Below are 19,372 nucleotides of genomic sequence, written 5' to 3'. Positions count from 1 at the left end.
ATCAAATGGAATACCTAAACATAGCACCTGTTGCTTCAGTTATTTTTGTTTTTACCATCATTACAAGCCTTTATGCTTTTTACGATAACAGCATTTATGGTAAGTTTATGCTGCATCCTTATAGCGTTTCGAAAGGGCAAAATGTTTATACTTTAATTACAAGTGGTTTAATCCATGCCGATTGGATGCACCTGTTTTTTAACATGTTTACCTTTTATGCTTTTGCGTTTACATTAGAAAGATTAATGGGTAGCTGGCAATTCGGTTTACTGTATTTTTTGGGTTTGGTTTTGAGTGATTTACCAACAGTTTTTAAGCATAAGGATAATTTTCATTACAATAGTTTAGGTGCTTCTGGAGCAGTAAGTGCGGTGCTTTTTAGCTACATTTTGTTTAACCCAATGTCTAAAATATACATTATGTTTATTCCGATTGGGATACCTGCTGTAGTTTTTGGATTTTTATACTTGATTTATTGCGCCTATGCATCAAGAAATTCAAGAGATAATATAAACCATGATGCTCATTTTTTCGGCGCACTAACAGGATTAATTTTTACAATAATTTTTGTTCCCGGTATTATTCAAAATTTTATAGCTGCATTAACCGGAGGCAGGTAAGCAAGGTTTTTCGAAAAAGCTCATTGGTTCGTCTGGATTTTTAATGATTTCGAATTTTACATAGCCCCATGGCTTCCAGAAGGTTTCTAAAACATGTGCATATATTTTATGCTGCCAAACATCAAAAAGTGGTTTACTCATATTTCCTCGTAATGGCATTGCCTCAATATAAATTGTGCCTTCAACCGGCATAAAAGTATATTCAGGCAAGCGGTTAAATAGATAAGCAGAATAATAAAAACGTGCTGTTAGTTCTTCGAATTGTTCGGCCGTTATTGCTTTTCCTTTAACTTCATTAATAATTTCCTGATGGTAACGCTTGTTAGTTCCATTATCTTGTAAACATACAATGATTCCGAAATCTTTCATCTTTAAAGAGAAAGTAAGAGTATTTATTTCGTCACGAAAACTGAAAGGTGTTTCCTTATTTTCAAGCTTTACAATGGTTATAGACCATGGTTTAAAATCTTCAAATTCTAAACTAGTGTACAAATTTTGCATCATGAAGTTCAGATTTGCGAATTTCATCATCAAAGATTGCGACATATTTAAACCGTCGGCAGTCATTTCTTTTCGTAAAGCAGAATGCATTTCGATGTAAATAAATCCATATAAAAATTTGCCAATCCAGTTGAATAAGTCCAACTCATTTAAAGCGGAAATAGATTGATAACCACCTAAAAATGCAGCCTCAATTTTTTCTTCCAATGGATTTAAAAATTGTTCATTCACTTCGCTATTTACAGGAATAACCAATGTTTTATAAGCACGGATACTTTCATCTAAAAACTGAATTTGTTCTTCGCCCGTTAGCCCTGCCAGTTCTAATAGCCATTTTGGAATTAATGGAACTTGAAGCACAGGAGAATTAAAAGTATTTCCACTTAAAAAACAGGTTTTATATAAGAAATCGAAGTTTTGGAATGGATTGTATAAGCCGTTATTCATTGCCACAATATTAACCATAATATTTTAAGGGCTTAGTAATGATGATTTATTTTAACCTTGGGATTACGAAATTGTAAGTTGTTAAAAACTTTTCCCATCGAAAATGTTCGTATATATAAATTGAGTAGATTATTTAAATAACAAGAATTGTGAGCATCAAAATCAAATTTTTAAATGTTTTTTTTCGCTGATAGATCTTAAAATAATTATTAAGGATAAATAAATAAAATACCGTAATCTTGAAATGTTTTTCATGACAGGACTAGTTGGCCTCAAACAAATATACTTTAGTACCGCGAAAATCTTCCCTATATATTTAATAAGATTGATGATGAAAATAAGTTGTAAGCAATTTGAATTAGAGTTAAAACACCCTTTCTCAATATCAAAATTTACTCGAACCAGTACGCCGCTAATGCTTTTAAAAATCCAATACCAGGATTTTATTGGTTATGGAGAAGCATCTATGGTGCCCTATATGGGCGAAAGTTATGAAACTGCGAATGCTTTTTTAAATGGAATAGATTGGGATAAAATTCAATACCCGTTTAACTTCCAGGAAATAATTTCTTACCTGGATAGTTTGGCGAACGGTCAGCCTGCAATTAAAGCCGCTATCGATATTGCATTGAATGACATAAATGGAAAAATTTTAAACAAACCATGTTATGAGATTTACGGATCAGACTTAGCTAAAATGCCAGTAACTTCTTATACAATTGGTATTGATACACCTGAAATAATTCGTGAAAAGCTAAACGACGCGGTAGCTTTTAAAGTAATAAAAGTTAAACTTGGCCGTGATAATGATAAAGAGATAATTGAAACGATTCGCAGCATGACTAAAGTTCCCCTTTATGTTGATGCTAACCAAGGTTGGACTGATAAAATAAAGGCAATTGATTTAATTTATTGGCTGCATAGTAAAGGTGTAGTGTTAATTGAGCAACCAATGGATAAGAATAATCCTGATGGAAATGCCTGGTTAACAGAAAGAAGTCCGGTTCCATTATTGGCTGATGAAGCTGTACAACGTTTGGCCGACATGGATAAACTTAAAGATGTTTATCATGGTATAAATGTAAAGCTAATGAAAAGCTGCGGGATGTACGAGGGTCATCAAATGATTTTGAAGGCCCGCTCATTCGGAATGAAAGTTTTAATCGGTTGTATGAGCGAAACTAGTTGCGCTACTTTAGCAGCAGCAGCTTTGGCACCTTTGTGTAATTGGGCAGATATAGATGGACCATGGTTAACCAAGAATAATCCTTTCGCAAATCCTCCATTCGAAAACGGAAAGTATGTATTAAAAAATTTACCTGGCTTAGGTTTGGAAGGGATTAATCAGGATCTTTTTCCTTATACGATTTCCTGATTTCTTTCATCAGTTGTATTTTAAAGTAAAAAAGACAAGCCGCTGTTCCAACTAAAAAAGCTGCGGGTATGTACTTTCCATTGTTATAACACCATATTATTCCGAAAACAGAAAGTATAATACCTAAGTTGTAGAAGATATTTAATGCGAATTTTTTACCCACAATTGGAAATGACTGAATGAGAGGATGAGTGAATTTTGAATGAGTGAATGTAACCAGCAGTTAGCCAATTCAATCATCCATTCATTCAAAATTCAATTATTTATTATTAGTAAACCGGCATATTCGGGTCGTAAGCTTCTTGCCAGGCTAAAATACCGCCTTTTAAATTATATAAGTTATCAAAACCATATTGTGCTTCTAACTGCATAACTGCAGCAGCACTTCTTTTGCCACTGCGGCATTGCATAATTACAGGCTTATCTTTGGCAACCTTATCAGCTTCAATTAAAATTCCGCCTAAAGGAATGTTTTCTCCATCAAGATTAGAAACTTCATATTCGAATGTTTCGCGAACATCAATTAATTGAAAATCTTCTTTATTGTCGATTTTCTCTTTCAGTTCTTGTACCGATATTTCTTTCATGTAAAATATATTTTTTCAAATATACAAAAAACACTTAACGGATAATGTTTACTTAATCACCCTATTACTGTTTTTCGTTTTTCATTTGTCAAAATGCTATTCTTTAAAAGTGCAAAGATTGTAAATAACTGTCGATGTGTAATTTAATGGGTCAATATATAAGGGTAATCGCAAATATTTTAGCCAAATCTGTAACATATCAACCCTTCAGGCGTTTAATTGTAAATAGTTATAAATGGATAAACTGAACCGTTTTTTTTGGTTTTGCTCTGGTGCTCACATCTCTACACTGGAAAAGTATTCTTCAGAACAAAATAAATATACTGGCATTGGTGCCACCATCTTCTTTACTGGCCTATTTGCTGCTCTATCTGGTGGCTATGCCATGTATTTCGTTTTTAAAGGAGATGATTTAGCTGTTGTTTTCGCCATCATTTTTGGCTTTTTATGGGGTGCCGCCATTTTTAATATGGATAGATACATCGTATCAAGCATTAACAAAAGCGCCTCGACAAACAAACAAATTTTACAAGCTACACCACGTATCTTGCTTGCGATTATGATTGGTATTGTAATCTCCCGCCCTATTGAACTGAAAATTTTTGACAAGGAAATTAAAGAGCGTTTAAAAGTGAGTTACCTGAACGGACAACGCTCCAAAATAGATACACTTAACAAAGCTTTCGAAAACAAATATCAGGTGGAGTTCGGCAGATTGAATCAACAAAAAGCAACGAGAGATTCCTTGGAAAAAGGCATTAAGGCCGACCGGCAGAAACTCAATTTCGAAATTTTTGGAAATAAAACGACCGAAACTTCTGGTGTATTGGGTTACGGACCATTTGCAAAACGTAAGGAAGCCGAGATACAACAACGAACTTCTGAGTTAGATAGCTTAAAATCAAATATTAATAAGGCAGAATCTTTTATTGATAAACGCAAGGAATTTGATGGCCTTTTTACCGCCAAACTTTTCACCGATAAACAGTTAGATAGTTTGGCAAATATTGCCGGTTTTGCCGATAGAAACTGGGCTTTAGGTCAGCTGAAATTTAATGCCGACGGCACAAGAGATAACAATACGGCGCTGGCGGTTACCTTTATTGGCTTATTATTCATTTTCTTCGAGTGCTTACCTGTGTTTGTTAAATTAATGAGTGCCCGCGGACCGTACGATTACGTTATCGCCGACGGCGATGAGGTTTCCATTTACGAATCGAAAAAAAATAAAGATTTCAGGTTCGAGGTGGCCGATAACATTCACGAAACCCGGGTTGATTCGGAGTCATCAAAGCAAAAGGAAATTTTAAAGGGTAAAGCATATCGCGATTTAGAGCAGTACGATTGGGATAAGGAGTGATGGAAAAGGTAAGATGTAAGATGGAAAGGTAAGATGTAATTATGGATGATGGGTGATGGAAAAGGTAAGAAGGGAAATGGGCGTATTAACCTGAGTCCGATTCTTAAACGTAATATTTTGCTATGTCATCGTCGTATTGCTTGTACGACACGTCTTGCTGAATTTATTTCAGCATCTTTCCTGCAAAGAAGGAGGCTATATTATAAATACAAAATGTCATCCTGAGCCTGTCGAAGGACTTGTAAAAACTGTCTTTTGGGGCGTTTCGACAAGCTCAACGTGACAAAATTCAAGGAGAAATTGATTTGTCATAGAGCCTCGACGTAAACTAAAAAAAGCAGCTTATTAATGATGTAAAGGAAAATTAATAATCGAACTCAAGTTATTAATGTAATGCCATGTAAATCCTTCAATTCTGGTTTAGTCTTTATTACATCAACCATCTTACATCATTACATCACCCATAATTACATCTTACATTGAATTTTATGTAATTTAACGCCATCAAAACCTTTTTATGAAGAAAATTCTTGGAACCGCTGCGGCAATGTTATTGTCTTTAGGCGCTTTTGCTCAAAATGAAATCAGTTATACCGTTTCTTTTCCCAACGCCATTCATCATGAGGCAGAAATAACTATGCAAATTCCGAATGTTCCGGCTGGAACTTTAACGGTTAGGATGAGCCGCTCATCGCCAGGAAGATATGCTACACATGAATTCGGCAAAAACGTTTACAACCTTAAAGCTTTCGATGGTTCGGGGAAAGAATTAGCCTTAAATCAATTTGAAGGCGATGTTTATACAATCTCTAATCACAGTAAAAGCGTCAAAATAACCTATACAATTTTTGGTAACTGGATTGATGGTACTTATGCAGGTTTTGATGAAACTCATGCGCACATGAATATTCCGGCAACTTTTGCCTTCCCAATTGGGATGGACAATCGTGTCCGCTTAGTGAAATTTAACCATAGCGAAAAACAAAATTGGAAAGTCGCTACTCAATTAAAACCAATGGGTAACGATACCTATTATGCTGCCAATCTTCAGTATTTTATGGATAGCCCAACAGAAATTGCAAACTATAAAACCGCAAGCTGGCAAGTAAAAAATACGGATGGGAAAATGCAGACTATTCATTTGGTTTCACATTCAAACGACGATCAAAAAACCGTTGATAACTATGCTGTGATGCTGAAAAAAATGGTAGATGAACATTTAGCGGTTTGGGGCGAATTTCCGAATTATGATTATGGCAATTATTATTTCCTTCATGATGTTTACCCTGATAATGCAGGAGATGGAATGGAGCACAGAAACTCGACTATAATTGTTCAGCGTACACCAAAAATTGATGGTTACGAATCCAATTTGTTAGGTACATTTTCTCATGAATATTTCCACAGCTGGAATGTTGAAAGATTAAGGCCAAAAACGCTTGAGCCTTTCAATTTTACTCACTCAAACATGAGTAACGAACTTTGGCTGGCTGAAGGATTTACACAATATTATGGTGCCTTATTATTAACCAGAGCTGGTTTTAAAACGGTTGATAATGCAGCGCAAACCTTTAGCGGTTTGGTCAATGCAGTTTTGAATTCTCCAGGTGCTAAAAATTACTCGCCAATACAGGCAAGTCGCTACGCAGTTTTTGCTGATGCAGGCGTTGCGATTGATCAAACGAACAAAGGCAATATTTTTCTTTCCTATTATACTTATGGTGCTGCTACAGCGCTGGCTTTAGATCTTCGGTTACGGGCAGATTTTAAGCTAACACTTGATGATTATATGCGGGCTTTATGGAAAACTTATGGTAAGCCAGAAATTGCTTACACTGTTCCCGATTTGGAAAAAACTTTAGGTATTTTAACCAAAAACCCAAGCTTTGCTGCCGATTTCTTTAAAAGATATATTTACGGAACAGAGAAGAGTGATTACGTAAAACTATTGCTAAACGCAGGCTTTGTATTGCGCAAAGCAAATCCTGGCAAAGCTTACACAGGCTTAATGCGCTTATCTTTTGAGAATGGAAAAGTTACTTTACCACAAAGCACTGTCGGAACACCTGTTTATCAGGCAGGTTTGGATGTTGGTGATGTACTGTTAACATTAGATGGTGTTGAAATAAAAGATCAGGCTTCATTAACTAAAGTAACTGAAGCACACAAACCCGGAGATGTTGTAGATGTAACATATACTTATCGCGGTGAAGCAAAATCAACAAAACTTACCTTCGCCGAAAATCCTGCACTGGAAATTGTATCCATTGAGAAAACAGGCGGAAGTTTAACAGAGGATATGCAAACCTTTAGAGATAACTGGTTAAATACCCAGGTTAAATTGAAATAATAATCAAACCAAAAGCTTAGATTAGCACAACTTAAACTTATAATTAATGAAGTAGCTGTTTCAGAATAGCAAATTCGAAATTTGTATCGGAATTAAATCTGGCGGTTATGTCATGCTCAGCTTGACTGGGCATCTTAATGCTTTAGTTGGGCCATATTGATTAACCTTTCTTTTGCTTTAAGATTCCCGTTCTTACGGCAATGACGGACAGTCGAAATATTTATTCTGCTAACAAATCTGAAAAATCATTTTTGAGACAGCCACTTTTACAAATAAAAAATAAAATTTAAACAGATGAAAAAACTTTTCTTTTTTGCGCTGGCCAGTATGGCAACTTTGCAGTTAAGCGCTCAAAATATCGATAAAATTATAACCCGCGAATATACCGACCATTTAATTAAAACCTTAAGTGCTGATGATATGCAAGGCCGTGGTACATTTACGCCAGGCATTGATAAAGCCGCAACTTTTATAGAATCTGAGTTTAAAAAAATAGGTTTAAAACCTTTAGCAGGTGAGGCATCATTTCGTCAGAGTTTTTATAAAATCAAACTTACACCAGAACCTACAAAATTGGTTGTTGATGGACAAACCATTCCTCAGGAAAACATTTTGGTTATAGGTAAATCGCCAATGGTAGCTTTTAATCAAACTAACGGTGATGGCGTTGTGAAGTTAGATACTTCGAAAACGTTTATAGCTCAGTATCGTACATTAAGTCGTGCTGGGAAAAAGCAAGTTGTTTTAGTTAGTGAAAAATTTGCTGCTGATTTTAAACGCTATAAATCGTTTGCTGGTCGTGGTGCTATGTTAGATGAAAAGGATATGCAAAACCCTACGCAGGATGCCATGGTATTTGTACTTGGTGTAAATGAAGCGAAAGAATTTAATGTCGAAGTAAAGAATAGAACAGAGAAATTGCCGCTTTTCAATGTAGCAGGAATGATTCCCGGTAAATCGAAAGAAAAAGAATTGGTGGTTTTTTCTGGTCATTACGATCATTTAGGCATTACTAAATCTGTTGATGGAGATAGTATTGCAAACGGTGCGGATGATGATGCTTCTGGCACAACCGCAATGATTGCTTTAGCGAAGTATTACAAAGCTCAAAAAAATAATGAGCGTACTTTAATTTTTGTTGCTTTTACGGCAGAAGAAATTGGTGGTTTTGGTGCAAGATATTTCTCAGAAAAATTAAATCCTGATGATGTTGTAGCCATGTTTAACATCGAAATGATTGGAAAGGATTCGAAGTTTGGTAAGAATACCGCCTTTATTACGGGCTATGAGCGTTCTGATTTTGGAAAAATTTTGCAGAAAAACTTAACGGGAACGGAGTTTACTTTCCACCCTGATCCATATCCGGAGCAAAATTTATTTTATCGCAGTGATAATGCAACACTCGCCGCATTAGGTGTTCCGGCGCACACAATTAGTACCGATAAAATTGATATTGATAAATTATACCATACAGTAAAGGATGAATATAGCTCACTAGATGTAGAAAATATCTTATCTACAATTAAGGCGATTGCTAAAAGTGCAACTTCTATTATCAATGGAACTGATACGCCAACAAGAATCCCTAAATTGAAGCAGTAATTAGTCGATTGGTTTTAAATATAAAAGCCACAGATTTACAGATTTTTTATGTTAATCTGTAAATCTGTGGCTTTCTGTTGGTTAAATATATGGTTCAAAGATTTCTCGGCTTCGCTCGAAAGGACGATTTGAGCTGGTTCGTTAAAACTTATACTCCATCACATAATCATCCATAAAATATCCATTACCGATATCTAGCTTAACAGATTCTTTAACGATAAAACCAGCTTTTAGGTAGAAATCTTTGGCTTTATTATGCTTGTTTACATTTAATTCTAAAGATGATGCGCCGGCTTCTTTAACCTGATTAAATACTTCATTCATTAGAATTTTTCCAACACCTTTGCCATGTGCAGAAGGTAAAACATAGAGTTTATGCAATTTGTAAATTCTTTCTTCATGCCCAACGATGGAGTAACCTGCAAAGCCGTAGCTTTCTGAGCCATCCTCGGCGATAATAAAGGTATGACCATCCATTAATTGCTTAAGCAATTCGCCTTTGCTGTACATTTTATCAAGCATATAATCAATTTGTGCCTGACCGATAATGTCGAGATAGGTTGATGGCCAGGTTGCTGTGGCAATTTCCTGGATTAATTCTATGTCCTGTTCTTTTCCTTTTCTAAGCGTAATCATAATGGTTCGCTAATAAAAATTGGCTGGCCTGAGAATGTGAATTCTACAAAACCATCGTTAACAACTTCGAAAACTTCATCCTCATTTTGGGTAAGATTTGTAACTTCCAGGTAACGGTTGCCGTGGATTAAAAATTCACTTCCTGCAGGTTTCCAAACAGAAAAACCTGATTTAATTGGATAGTGTTTGGCTTTTTCGGTAAAAACAACGAGGTTAATTTTGTCTTCAAAACCTGCAAATTTTTCGAGGTCGAATTTAGTTGTTATCACATTAACCGCAGGAAATTTCTCTTCGTATAGATAGTTCATGGCAACCATTAAATCATCGACCAAACCATGAACAAATTTAGTGTCTTCCTGGGTTCCAGTTTCTTTGCCGTTAACTAAAACATCTACTTTTAAACCTAAAGAAATAATTTTCTCGTAGTGCTCGCCACTTACTAAAAGCGTTGGGCTCCATTCTAATAGCTGACCTAAAAGTTCCTCATTAAAATTTCCAAGCTCATCAATATATAAGGCTGGCTCTTGTTTTTCTTTTACAATATGGTGTGAAGACATCTTGCGAATATAAAAAAATAGTGAGAAGATTCGATGTTAACGTTGATATTGGGAATTGAGAACGGAAAACTGCTAACTTAAAAGTTTTACTGCCTCGTAAAAATCCTGATAGGCTTGGGTAAAATCATCAGCAAAATTTATTGCTCCAGAAACGGCAATGCCATAAATTCCGGTTTGCATTAAACTTTCAACATCGTAATTGGTTATGCCGCCAACCGCTAAAATTGGAAGGTTTAAGTTTTGATTTTCTAATTCTTTAATTGCGTTTCTGTATTGACTTAGCGTTATAAAGGGATAATTATTGGGTTTAGTTTCTGTTACAGCAAAAGGTCCGAAACCGGCATAATCTACACCTTGTTTGGCCAAACGGATTAAGTTATCAATGGTATTTGCCGAGCCACCTAAAGTTATATCATCACCAACCTGCGTGCGAAGTTTGTTAAAATCTGCATCCATATCTTCGATGTGAAATCCCTGAATATCAGCCTTTTCATTTAAATGAATATGATTGGTTACAATAAGGGTTGTTCCCCAGTCATCACAAATGCCTGCAATCTCGTTGATATCTTGCAAAAGCTCCTCATCAGTTTTACTTAAACAACGGTATTGAATCCATTTTGCACCTGCTTCGCATGCATTTTGAGCTTGTTCTACATGTGTTAAATGTGGTATGTCGTGTGTTATATACTGTAACTTTTCGATGTATTTCATGCTAGGATTTGAATAGGATTATAAAGATTTACAGATGGCCAGGATTAAAAGTAATCAAATAAAGTTTCAGCTAAACTCAAAACTCATCACTGCGAGGTACGAAGCAATCTTGTAATCATTAAGATTGCTTCGTGCTTTGCAATTATACAACACTAAGTCTCAAAATAAACGTGTTATATTTTTTCTAACGATCTTTATCCTTCTAGCTTAATACCTTTCACCTTTTACCTTAATTTAAAATTTAACATTTAAACTTAGTAAGAAGTTGGTGCCTGCCTGTGGATAATAAAAGTTTTCGGTAACCCTGCTTCCGCCAGATAAATAGCCGTAAGTATATCCATTGCTTTCATATTTCTTATCGAATAGGTTATTTACAAGCAAGCCAAGGTTTACATTTTTAACACCTGCAAATTTAAAATCGTAGCCCAAACGAGCATTGCTAACCCAATAACCATTTATGGTTCTGTCGTTATTTTGAGTGTTATCTAAATATTGTTTACTTACGTATTTGCTCTGTAAAGCAACTGCAAAACCAGCGATAGGTTTATATACCAACTCGCCAAAAAGAACTGCTGCGGGTGAGTATGAAATATCAGTTAACGAATAGTTATTTATAACCTGCCCGCCGTTATCGTAATCATCATAATACTCGGTAAAATTTTTAATTTTATTTCTGCTAAGTGCTGCATTTGCGTTTAAGGCAAATGATTTATTAATGATGTACGAACCATCAATTTCAATACCTAAGCGATAACTTTTATCCACATTCTGGCGATAATTCCCTCCAACATCGTTAATTTTTCCAGTAACAACCAGTTGATTTTTATAGAACATACCATAAGCATTTGCACCTAAATTGAATTGCTTATTTTTAAAACGATAGCCTAATTCTACATCATTTAAGTTTTCTGGTTTTGGAAAAACGCTTACAGCTGCATCCGTATAATCATCGCGATTTGGCTCTTTATTAGCTACACTAAATGAAGCATATAAATTGCTTTCTGGATTTATAAAATAAGTTGCACCAAATTTAGGATTGAAGAAATTTAAGGTTTCGTTAATGGCTAAAGTGTTCAGCTTGTTTTCTGTTCCGGCAATATCATAATAAACCCTGCGGTATTGTAAATCCATAAATAAACTTAGGTTTTCAATTGGGCTATAATTCACTTTTCCATAAATGTTAAAGTCGGTTTTAAAACCATCGTTATCATAATAATGCCTGTCTATATTTCCATTCGATGCATATTGCGCCCAAATTATTTGTCCGAAGTGTGCACCTTTATATTCGTTATAAGCACCACCCAAAGTAAAATTCAGGTTCTTTTCTGGCACATAATTAAATGCATAGGTTACACCATAAAAATCATTATCTAACCAGCGGCGGCGGATTAAATCGGTTTTATTAATGGTTGTTCCTCCAATTGTAACAGGTTGTAATCCGTAATCGGCCAAATCATTTTGAACTCTGTATTCTTCGTAATAGCCTTCTCCTTGTGTATAGTGCAATGCACCATTGAAAGAGAACTTATCAGAAAATTGCCTTACATAAAGTAGCTGATAATGATTTTGAGTGTAATTATCGGTTTGGTTATTGTATAAAAAGCTGTTATACGTTCGGCCTGAATTTAAAAGATTATCAGCGTCTGCCTGGCTTAATCCATTTCTATCGATGTAAGCCTGCATACCTGCAACATCATTGTTCAGCCTCGATTCTGGTATTCCGTTCCATGATTGGTAAGTTTTTTCTGAACCCGCAAAAACATTTATTCTCAACAAGTCTTTATTGCCATGGTAAGCGCCCGACATAAAATAAGATTTTAAAAGTGATGCGCCTCTATCTACGTAACCATCGGAACTTATTCTTGATAAGCGGCCATCAAAACTAAAGCGGTTGTTGATTAAGCCTGTTCCAACTTTAATGGTATTTTTCCAGGTATCAAAACTTCCGTAAGTGCTATTTACTTCAGCATAAGGCTCCATTTCGCTGGCGGTTGTTTGAATGTTTAAACTTGCACCGAAAGCACCCGCTCCATTTGTTGAAGTACCAACACCACGCTGAATCTGAATATTATCTACAGACGATGCAAAATCGGGCATGTTTACATAAAATGTTCCCTGGCTTTCGCTATCGTTAATAGGGATGCCGTTTACCGTTACATTAATCCGGCTATTATCGCTTCCACGGATGCGAATACCGGTATAACCAACGCCTGCACCTGCATCCGAATTGACAACTACGCCGGGCGTATTTTGAAGAATAAAAGGTAAATCCTGGCCAAAATTATTTTCCTGAATCTCAGCTTTGCTAATATTTTTATAGGTTGTAGCCGATTTTTCATTTGCCCTTGTAGCACGAACAATAACTTCATCAGCCAGGAAAGCTTGCGGAGTTAAAATAAAATTTGTGGTTTGATTTTGGGTAAGGTCAATGGCTTTTTCTATTGATTTATAACCCAAATAACTGACTACTATAACATACTTCCCTGCAGATAAATTTGATAAAGTGAAATTTCCATCGGCATCGCTTAATACCGCTGTTTTCTGATTTCTAATTTTAAGGGTTGCTCCAGGTAAAGATTTTTGATTGTTATCTGTCACTTTTCCGGTGACAGAAATTTGCGCCAAAGCAAAGAATGGCAGCATTGCAGTGATAACCGCAAAAAGTAATTTTTTCAATTTTAATTGTTTTTAGTTAAACCCATCGGAAATAGGGGTACTCCCGATTTCAGTTAAACTTCCATAACTCCAATCCCTACGCCGGCATTACCCGGATCAGGTGCATTTAAGGTTTAGGGTTTTGAGGGTTAGGGCTTAGGGTTTTTGCAATTTGCAGAACCTTTTACCTTTCACCTTTTACCTTTCACCGTAAAATGGGTATGATCTCAGCCCGTTTTTGTGTTTATAACAAACAAGGCACCCCTAATGATGTGGCAAATGTAGAAAATATTTTAACAATACAGCAGAAAAAATATATTGATGCTTTTTTATTTTAAAAAAGCAGTTTTGTACATTTATCGGTGAATTTATGTCCCGCTTTATACTTGAAAAAAAGCAGAAAAAGCTTTTGTTTTCCGTTTCAATCGGGTTTATTTTACCCCAAATAGTACTGCTATTTTAGCTACATAAACCCGACCAAAGCGAGATGCCACCAATTTTTTCATTGGGGCAAAAGCGGGGGCGGGAAGAAACTTTAATAAGAATTACTGCAATTGCTTTCCAAAAAAAATTATAGAGCCAAAAACTCATTAATTGCTGCTATTGCATGTTGTACACGAACATCACCCAAACCGCTTATCACTTTATAATTCGCATTTAAGGCTTTTAACTCTTTGTGCCAAACCTCTATAAAATATTCTCTTTGATTTGGGAAATCTCGTAGAGGATCATCTTGCCAGGGTAAATCAATATCCATTAAAAGATAGAGATCGTATGGTCTTTTGGGTAGCGCATCTAAAACAATTTGCGGGGTTTCTCCAAGCATTTCATCACTCCAGATTTTTACGGTTACAAATGTTGTATCGCAAATAATTAAATCATTTTGTGTAGTAACTAAAATTGCATCTTCTAAAGCAATCTGCCCATAATACATATTCACTTCATCTTGCAGTGTGTATGGCGCTACTAAATTTTCGCAATAATAACGGGCATATTCGGGTACCCACGAAACTTTATAATATTTGGCCAAAAGCTGAGACATGGTAGATTTGCCTGTACTTTCAGGTCCAACAATTGCTATTTTTTTAATTGATTTGTTCATGGCAAGTTTTTTTCCAATCTAAATAACCTTTATAGGCAATTGCGATGAGCACAAAATACAAAATGGCACTTAAATTTAAATGCTTGTAAATAAATAAGGGTACATAGCAGATATCTGCAAAAACCCACAATAACCAATTTTGAAGAACTTTTCTGGTTAGTAAAATTTGAGCAATAAAACTTACCGATGTACAAAAACCATCAGCATATGGCACAGTACTGTTGGTGTATTTTGCCATAAACCAACCTAATAATAAACTTAAAATAACTATAGAAGCAATTGCAATACTCCACCCTTTTCTTGTTAATAAAGTTATAGGTTTGTTCGCTTCTGTTTTCTTGCTTAACCAAAAATACCAGCCATAAAACCCTGTAAAAAGGAAGTATAGTTGAAGTGTCATATCGCCATACATGGCTTCTTTAAAAAACAGAAAACCGTAGGCAGTTACGCTAATTAATGATATAGGCCAGTTCCAGATGCTTTCTTTTGCTGCTAAATAAATACAAATAAACCCCGTAATAACTGCTATCCATTCGAGCCATGAGGTGTGTTCGAATTGGTTGATTAAAAATTCCAGAAAAGAGCTTGCTGTTAATATCATTGTATTCAAAAATAGAAACAAAAAGGTGATTAAAGAAAAAATCCGGTCGAGGAGGGCTCCTCTGACCGGATAATAAACCAAACAAACTATTTATGAAGAAATCCTCATTGCGGTTAACTACTCCGCGAGGAAGCTTTAGATTGAACTAAAGTATTTACAAAACGCAAATACGTTCAGCTTATTACAACATTATTGCCAATGATTCGATCATAACGATTTCGTGACGTAAACATGACCACTGAGCAAAATTTAAGGGAGACAAACCCTTTTCTATGTCAAATGTAGGCCTAAATGCTTTTATTATGTATGTTTTATTGTCCATCATGTAGTACAATCTTTAAATAAATGTTCATTTTATCAAACTTTGTCTCGTTTTAAGGGTTTATATTTAACACTATTTAACGTTCGCATAATAATAGTTTTTAAATTTATCAATCAAAATATATTGTGTTATGAAAAAGTTTAATATAATACTGATTACAATGGTAATGATTTCACTTATAGTGGTCTCATTCACAAATATCCGACTTGGTGGTATTACTGGTAAAATTACACCACCAGAAGGTGCATCTGCTGTTGCCCTGGTTGCAGGAACGGATACACTTAGGGCAGAAATGAGTAATGGAACATTCACTTTTGTTAACCTCAAAGAGGGTGTTTATAAAGTTTGGATTAAAGGCAATGCGCCTTATAAAGATGCAACCATTGAGAACGTTGCAGTAAAAGATAGCGCTTCAACAGATTTAGGCGAAATAAAATTGCAGCAGCAATAGTTTTTACAAAAGAAAAATTTAAAAGGAGGGGATAATAAATCCTCTTTTTTATTTTTTAAAAAATCGGCTTAAAATACTTCGAAACGTGTATCTTTGCATCCCGACAGAACAGTTGGGATTTTCTTCTTATAAAAGCAAAAAACCTTCTTGCTTCATGGTTCTTACAAGAACTTACACTTTAGAAATTTATTATTGTATTAAGCTTTATCATGCCTAAAGACACCACCATTCGCTCAGTATTGATTATAGGATCAGGACCAATTATTATTGGCCAAGCCTGCGAATTTGATTACTCTGGTTCGCAAGCAGCACTATCCTTAAAAGAAGAAGGAATAACTGTTTCCATTATTAACTCGAATCCGGCTACGATTATGACGGATAAAGTTATTGGGGATCATGTATACCTTCGTCCGCTATCTGTTGATTCAATTGAAGTTATTTTACAAGAACATATAGATTCTCCTGATTTGCCTAGAATTGATGCCGTGTTACCTACTATGGGTGGACAAACGGCTTTGAACCTTTGTAAAGAAGCAGAGGAGCGCGGCGTTTGGGAAAAATACGGAGTAAAAGTTGTAGGAGTAGATGTTGATGCTATTGAGAAAACTGAAAACCGCGAATGTTTCCGCCAGTTAATGGTTGATATTGGTGTTGGTGTAGCGCAGTCGAAAATTGCAAATTCCTTTTTAGAAGGTAAAGAGGCTGCTCAAGAAATCGGTTATCCATTGGTAATTCGCCCATCTTATACTTTAGGTGGTTATGGAGGTGGTTTTGTTCATAAAAAAGAAGAATTCGATGCAGCACTTAAACGTGGTTTAGAGGCTTCTCCAACGCACGAAGTTTTAGTAGAGAAAGCTGTTTTAGGCTGGAAAGAATACGAGTTAGAGTTATTGAGAGATAGCAATGATAATGTGATTATCATCTGTTCGATTGAAAATTTCGACCCAATGGGTATCCATACCGGCGATTCAATCACTGTTGCGCCGGCAATGACATTATCTGATAGATGTTATCAGGATATGCGCAACCAGGCAATAAAAATGATGCGTGCCATAGGTAACTTCGCTGGTGGTTGTAATGTTCAGTTTTCTGTTAATCCTGCTAATGATGAAATTATTGCAATTGAAATTAACCCTCGAGTATCCCGTTCATCAGCATTAGCAAGTAAAGCAACCGGTTATCCAATCGCTAAAATTGCAGCAAAACTTGCTATCGGTTACAACTTAGATGAAATTGAGAATCAAATTACAAAAACAACTTCTGCATATTTTGAGCCTACTTTAGATTACGTTATCGTTAAAATTCCTCGCTGGAATTTCGATAAATTTAAAGGAGCAAATATGGAGTTGGGCTTACAAATGAAATCTGTTGGTGAAGTAATGGCCATTGGTCGTACTTTTATCGAAGCACTGCAAAAAGCTTGTCAGAGTTTGGAAATAAACCGTGCAGGTTTAGGCGCAGATGGCAGACAAGTTCGTAATATAGAAGATATTATGCATGGCTTGGAGCATGCTTCCTGGAATCGTTTGTTTTTGATAAAAGATGCCATGACAATGGGCGTACCTCTGGAATCTATCCGTAAGGTAACCAAAATTGATAAATGGTTTTTAAACCAGATTCAGGAACTTGTTGCTTTGGAAGTTGAATTAAAAAGATATTCATTAAACAATATTCCGCAGGATTTCTTCATAACCTTGAAGCAAAAAGGTTTCTCTGATATCCAGATAGCATGGCTATTAGGAAATGTTACTGAAGATGAAGTTTACGACCGCCGTAAAGCTTTGGGCATAAACAGAGTTTATAAAATGGTTGATACTTGTGCCGCGGAATTTCCTGCGCAAACACCATATTATTACTCATCTTTCGATGAAGAGAATGAATCTATTCCATCTGATAAGAAAAAAGTTATCGTTTTAGGTTCTGGCCCTAATCGTATTGGTCAGGGTATTGAGTTTGATTACTCTTGTGTGCATGGTTTATTGGCTGCTAAAGAGTCGGGTATCGAGGCCATTATGATTAACTGTAATCCTGAAACAGTTTCTACAGATTTTAATATGGCCGATAAATTATACTTCGAGCCGGTTTTCTGGGAACATGTTCGTGAGATAATCGAGCTGGAAAAACCAATGGGCGTTATTGTTCAATTGGGTGGACAAACAGCGTTGAAAATGGCAGAGAAATTGAACGAAAGAGGTATCAAAATTATTGGAACATCTTTTGAGAACATGGATATTGCCGAAGACCGTGGTCGTTTTTCTGATTTATTAAAAGAATTAGAGATTCCTTATCCACGTTACGGTGTTGCAGAAAATGCCGAGGAAGCCATTGTTGTAGCAAATGAAGTGGGTTATCCGGTTTTGGTTCGCCCGAGTTACGTTTTAGGAGGACAGGGAATGAGTATAGTAATTAACGATGAAGACCTTGAAAAAGCGGTTGTTAAATTATTAGGCGATTTACCAGGCAACCGAGTGCTTATCGACCATTTTTTAGATAGGGCGGAAGAGGCAGAATCTGATTCAATTTCTGATGGCGATGATGTTCACATTGTTGGTATGATGGAGCATATTGAGCCAGCGGGTATTCACTCTGGAGATTCATTCGCGGTTTTACCAACATTCAGTTTACCTGAATCTGTTACGAAATCGATGGAAGAATATTCTATTAAAATTGCAAAAGCTTTAAATGTAATCGGCTTATTGAATATCCAATTTGCCATAAAGGATGAGAAAGTTTATGTAATCGAGGCAAACCCAAGAGCATCACGTACGGTTCCTTTTATCGCGAAAGCTTACGATGTTCCATACATCAATATTGCAGCGAAAGTTATGTTAGGTGTAGCGAAATTGAAAGATTTCACAATTACTCGTAAGCTTAAAGGTTATGCCATTAAAGAACCTGTTTTCTCTTACGAGAAATTCCCGGAAGTTACGAAAGAGTTAGGTCCGGAAATGAAATCTACAGGTGAGGCGATTCGTTTTATTAAGGATTTGGAAGACCCATATTTCCGCAAGCTTTACAAAGATAAATCAATGTATTTGAGTAAATAATAGCAAAGGGCGATGGAAACATCGCCCTTTTTTGTTTTATGGGGTTGTTGAGATTTTTAATCTTGATTGATAGTTTTTTAATTTGGAAGAGTTCTTAAAAGCTATTTTTAATTTAATGAATAAATTTACAGTTTATCATGCAGAGCTTGTCGAAGCACAGTCAATAAAAGGTCTTCGATAAACTCAGACTGACATGTAACAGAAGTAAATGGATTTAAACAGTTTCTTCGCTATAGTAGAGATGACATTTTTACTTACTAAAACCAAATATTCTATTTTAAGATAAATCGTGAATCTGGAAAATAAAAATGAGGCTTTCTCAGAATAACAAATTCAGAAATTGTAAAAGAATTAAATTTGGCGGTGTCGTCATGCTCAGCTTGACTGGGCATCTTAATGCTTTAGTATGGACTTATTTAGTAACCTTTCTATCGCATTAAGATTCCCT

At 35.7% G+C, this 19,372-nt stretch carries 16 protein-coding genes; 7 read left to right on the top strand and 9 right to left on the bottom strand.

What is annotated here, in order from left to right:
- Positions 1–5: 5 nt before the first annotated feature.
- A complete protein-coding gene (locus IEV50_RS03375; RefSeq protein ID WP_188411820.1) occupies positions 6–620 on the top strand; it encodes a rhomboid family intramembrane serine protease in 615 nt (204 codons plus the stop codon).
- Here IEV50_RS03375 and IEV50_RS03370 read toward each other — a convergent pair.
- The gene (locus IEV50_RS03370; RefSeq protein ID WP_188411819.1) at positions 603–1,586 is read right to left on the bottom strand and encodes a hypothetical protein; all 984 of its coding nucleotides are present in this window, start codon (positions 1,584–1,586) and stop codon (positions 603–605) included. The two genes, IEV50_RS03375 and IEV50_RS03370, sit on opposite strands and share 18 nt — an antisense overlap.
- Before the next feature lie 313 nt (positions 1,587–1,899).
- Here IEV50_RS03370 and IEV50_RS03365 point away from each other — a divergent pair, with 313 nt between their 5' ends.
- A complete protein-coding gene (locus IEV50_RS03365) occupies positions 1,900–2,943 on the top strand; it encodes a dipeptide epimerase (RefSeq protein ID WP_188411878.1) in 1,044 nt (347 codons plus the stop codon).
- Here the strand turns inward: IEV50_RS03365 and IEV50_RS19570 are convergent.
- The gene (locus tag IEV50_RS19570) at positions 2,909–3,106 is read right to left on the bottom strand and encodes a DUF6358 family protein (protein ID WP_229746604.1); all 198 of its coding nucleotides are present in this window, start codon (positions 3,104–3,106) and stop codon (positions 2,909–2,911) included. The two genes, IEV50_RS03365 and IEV50_RS19570, sit on opposite strands and share 35 nt — an antisense overlap.
- Positions 3,107–3,212: 106 nt before the next feature.
- Positions 3,213–3,530 carry a rhodanese-like domain-containing protein gene (locus IEV50_RS03360; RefSeq protein WP_188411818.1) on the bottom strand — a complete coding sequence of 106 codons (318 nt, stop codon included), beginning with the start codon at positions 3,528–3,530 and terminating at the stop codon, positions 3,213–3,215.
- Positions 3,531–3,765: 235 nt separating this feature from the next.
- Here IEV50_RS03360 and IEV50_RS03355 point away from each other — a divergent pair, with 235 nt between their 5' ends.
- The 3 genes from IEV50_RS03355 to IEV50_RS03345 all read left to right on the top strand — a co-directional run bounded on the left by IEV50_RS03355 (position 3,766) and on the right by IEV50_RS03345 (position 8,842).
- Positions 3,766–4,890 carry a DUF4407 domain-containing protein gene (locus tag IEV50_RS03355; protein ID WP_188411817.1) on the top strand — a complete coding sequence of 375 codons (1,125 nt, stop codon included), beginning with the start codon at positions 3,766–3,768 and terminating at the stop codon, positions 4,888–4,890.
- A 517-nt stretch (positions 4,891–5,407) separates the two neighbouring features.
- Positions 5,408–7,240, top strand: coding sequence for a M61 family metallopeptidase (locus IEV50_RS03350; RefSeq protein ID WP_188411816.1), 1,833 nt, complete (start codon positions 5,408–5,410; stop codon positions 7,238–7,240).
- 294 nt (positions 7,241–7,534) lie between these two features.
- Complete coding sequence (locus tag IEV50_RS03345) at positions 7,535–8,842, top strand: M20/M25/M40 family metallo-hydrolase (protein WP_188411815.1); 1,308 nt, start codon at positions 7,535–7,537, stop codon at positions 8,840–8,842.
- A gap of 141 nt (positions 8,843–8,983) precedes the next feature.
- On the opposite strand, the gene IEV50_RS03340 is transcribed toward IEV50_RS03345, so the two are convergent.
- The 6 genes from IEV50_RS03340 to pnuC all read right to left on the bottom strand — a co-directional run bounded on the left by IEV50_RS03340 (position 8,984) and on the right by pnuC (position 15,104).
- Positions 8,984–9,478: a GNAT family N-acetyltransferase gene (locus IEV50_RS03340; RefSeq protein ID WP_188411814.1), complete on the bottom strand. Its 495-nt coding sequence runs from the start codon at positions 9,476–9,478 to the stop codon at positions 8,984–8,986.
- Positions 9,475–10,035, bottom strand: coding sequence for a thiamine pyrophosphokinase (locus tag IEV50_RS03335; RefSeq protein WP_188411813.1), 561 nt, complete (start codon positions 10,033–10,035; stop codon positions 9,475–9,477). Before IEV50_RS03335 ends, IEV50_RS03340 begins: the two co-directional genes overlap by 4 nt.
- Positions 10,036–10,107: 72 nt before the next feature.
- On the bottom strand, positions 10,108–10,746 hold the full coding sequence (locus tag IEV50_RS03330; RefSeq protein ID WP_188411812.1) for a thiamine phosphate synthase: 639 nt from the start codon (positions 10,744–10,746) through the stop codon (positions 10,108–10,110).
- A 234-nt stretch (positions 10,747–10,980) separates the two neighbouring features.
- On the bottom strand, positions 10,981–13,422 hold the full coding sequence (locus IEV50_RS03325) for a TonB-dependent receptor (RefSeq protein WP_308785470.1): 2,442 nt from the start codon (positions 13,420–13,422) through the stop codon (positions 10,981–10,983).
- A gap of 550 nt (positions 13,423–13,972) precedes the next feature.
- Positions 13,973–14,503: an AAA family ATPase gene (locus tag IEV50_RS03320; protein ID WP_188411811.1), complete on the bottom strand. Its 531-nt coding sequence runs from the start codon at positions 14,501–14,503 to the stop codon at positions 13,973–13,975.
- Entirely contained in the window at positions 14,487–15,104 is a 618-nt protein-coding gene (gene pnuC, locus IEV50_RS03315; protein ID WP_188411810.1) for a nicotinamide riboside transporter PnuC, read from the bottom strand. The genes IEV50_RS03320 and pnuC overlap by 17 nt, the downstream gene beginning before the upstream one ends.
- Positions 15,105–15,556: 452 nt before the next feature.
- Between pnuC and IEV50_RS03310 the strand changes: the two genes are divergently transcribed.
- Together IEV50_RS03310 and carB are read left to right on the top strand one after the other, a co-directional pair.
- Positions 15,557–15,877, top strand: a complete 321-nt coding sequence (locus IEV50_RS03310) for a carboxypeptidase regulatory-like domain-containing protein (RefSeq protein ID WP_188411809.1) — start codon at positions 15,557–15,559, stop codon at positions 15,875–15,877.
- 209 nt (positions 15,878–16,086) lie between these two features.
- Entirely contained in the window at positions 16,087–18,924 is a 2,838-nt protein-coding gene (gene carB, locus IEV50_RS03305; protein WP_188411808.1) for a carbamoyl-phosphate synthase large subunit, read from the top strand.
- The last annotated feature ends 448 nt before the right edge of the window (positions 18,925–19,372 follow it).

Origin of the sequence: Pedobacter mendelii, assembly GCF_014635725.1 — a bacterium.
Lineage (GTDB): Bacteria > Bacteroidota > Bacteroidia > Sphingobacteriales > Sphingobacteriaceae > Pedobacter > Pedobacter mendelii.
Note: the sequence above shows the minus strand (reverse complement) of the source record. Positions and strands in the feature narration are given on the sequence as shown.

Coding starts and splice junctions, on each gene's coding strand:
- IEV50_RS03375 (WP_188411820.1), top strand. CDS start 6: ATGGAATACCTAAACATAGCACCTGTTGCTTCAGTTATTTTTGTTTTT.
- IEV50_RS03370 (WP_188411819.1), bottom strand. CDS start 1,586: ATGGTTAATATTGTGGCAATGAATAACGGCTTATACAATCCATTCCAA.
- IEV50_RS03365 (WP_188411878.1), top strand. CDS start 1,900: ATGAAAATAAGTTGTAAGCAATTTGAATTAGAGTTAAAACACCCTTTC.
- IEV50_RS03360 (WP_188411818.1), bottom strand. CDS start 3,530: ATGAAAGAAATATCGGTACAAGAACTGAAAGAGAAAATCGACAATAAA.
- IEV50_RS03355 (WP_188411817.1), top strand. CDS start 3,766: ATGGATAAACTGAACCGTTTTTTTTGGTTTTGCTCTGGTGCTCACATC.
- IEV50_RS03350 (WP_188411816.1), top strand. CDS start 5,408: ATGAAGAAAATTCTTGGAACCGCTGCGGCAATGTTATTGTCTTTAGGC.
- IEV50_RS03345 (WP_188411815.1), top strand. CDS start 7,535: ATGAAAAAACTTTTCTTTTTTGCGCTGGCCAGTATGGCAACTTTGCAG.
- IEV50_RS03340 (WP_188411814.1), bottom strand. CDS start 9,478: ATGATTACGCTTAGAAAAGGAAAAGAACAGGACATAGAATTAATCCAG.
- IEV50_RS03335 (WP_188411813.1), bottom strand. CDS start 10,035: ATGTCTTCACACCATATTGTAAAAGAAAAACAAGAGCCAGCCTTATAT.
- IEV50_RS03330 (WP_188411812.1), bottom strand. CDS start 10,746: ATGAAATACATCGAAAAGTTACAGTATATAACACACGACATACCACAT.
- IEV50_RS03320 (WP_188411811.1), bottom strand. CDS start 14,503: ATGAACAAATCAATTAAAAAAATAGCAATTGTTGGACCTGAAAGTACA.
- pnuC (WP_188411810.1), bottom strand. CDS start 15,104: ATGATATTAACAGCAAGCTCTTTTCTGGAATTTTTAATCAACCAATTC.
- IEV50_RS03310 (WP_188411809.1), top strand. CDS start 15,557: ATGAAAAAGTTTAATATAATACTGATTACAATGGTAATGATTTCACTT.
- carB (WP_188411808.1), top strand. CDS start 16,087: ATGCCTAAAGACACCACCATTCGCTCAGTATTGATTATAGGATCAGGA.